This is a genomic window from Streptomyces sp. NTH33, from assembly GCF_003236365.1.
In the GTDB taxonomy this organism is placed as follows: domain Bacteria; phylum Actinomycetota; class Actinomycetes; order Streptomycetales; family Streptomycetaceae; genus Streptomyces.
In genome coordinates this window covers 1-1145 of record NZ_POTZ01000931.1, presented here as the reverse complement: position 1 = coordinate 1145, position 1145 = coordinate 1, and the positions used below count along the sequence as shown (strand labels likewise).

General features: G+C 74.0%; 1 protein-coding gene. It reads right to left on the bottom strand.

Translation table 11 applies throughout. The features are described from left to right. The coding region (locus C1I97_RS37620; RefSeq protein ID WP_181447103.1) for a zinc ribbon domain-containing protein at positions 1 to 1145 on the bottom strand (1145 nt) is incomplete at both ends.

Here is a 1145-nt window from a genome sequence, read left to right as displayed (position 1 = left end):
CGTGGGCGGTGGCCGCGGGATTGCCGGTGGAGCCGGCGGAGCCGTTCGACCTCTGCGGGATTGGCATGGACGACCCAGGACCGGCGGGCGTCGTGTTGCTGGTGGGCGGTGACCCAGCCGCGTGTGATCCATCCGAAGAGGGTGACGCGGGGCACGCCGACCTCGCGGGCTAGGTCGGTCAGCCACCACTGGTGCGGGCCGAGTGGGGGTGCATCCCGGCGGAGGGTCTGTTCCTGCCGGCTGACGCAGCCCAGCTCCTGCAGCAGCCTGCGCACGCCCTGGGCGGCGAAGTGTTCGCGGCGCTTGGGCGGGCGGAAGCCCTCGGCGTTGAGGATCTTCGCGATGGCCGGTGCGGAGTGTCCGGCCGCGGCGAGTGCGCGGGCCCGGGCAGCCAGTTGGGGGTAGTAGCTGAGCTGGTCCAGGCGGGCGACCGGGCGGGCGAGTTCGCCCCTCGTGCGGTACCCGCCGGCCCAGGTCACCTGGGCGGTGACGCGTTCGCTGTCGCCGATGACGGTGAGGTGGACCTTCTCGACCAGGTGCCGGATCAGCTGTTTGCGATCCGCGTCGGTGGTGGTGGGCGCCCGCCACAGGGCGGGGAGGTCGGCGGCCAGGGCCCGGATCTGTTCGCGCTCGGCGGCGGTGAGGAGGCGGGGCCGGGCCGCGGCGAAGCGGTCGTACTCCTCGCCCAGGTGCTGCCGCTCGGCCAGCGCACGCTCCCAGTCCTTCTCCAACTCCCGGACCACCAGGCGGTTCTCGGGCTCGGCCAGCTGGTACTGGCGCCGGGCCCGGCCTGCGGCATAGTCCGCCCGCTCCAGGCGCTGGCGCCAGATCCGGTCCACCTCCTCTCGCCGGACCTGGGCCTGCTCGGCGGCCTGCAGCGAGACCTCCAGCGCGGCCGGCGCCATCGCTGCCAGCAGCAGGCCGGTCACATAGCGGTCGACGCAGGTCCCGGACAGCTGCTGGCACAGCTCGCCGCCGTAGTCGGTCTTGGCCCGGCTGCACTCGTAGACCGGCCGCAGCCCTTTGCCCTCACCGCGCTGATAGCGCACGACCATGCGCGTCCCGCAGCGGCCGCAGAAGACCAGCCCGGCCAGCAGCGCCGGCCCGTCGCGCAGGGCGCCCATGCTCTGGGAGCGGGCCCGGTT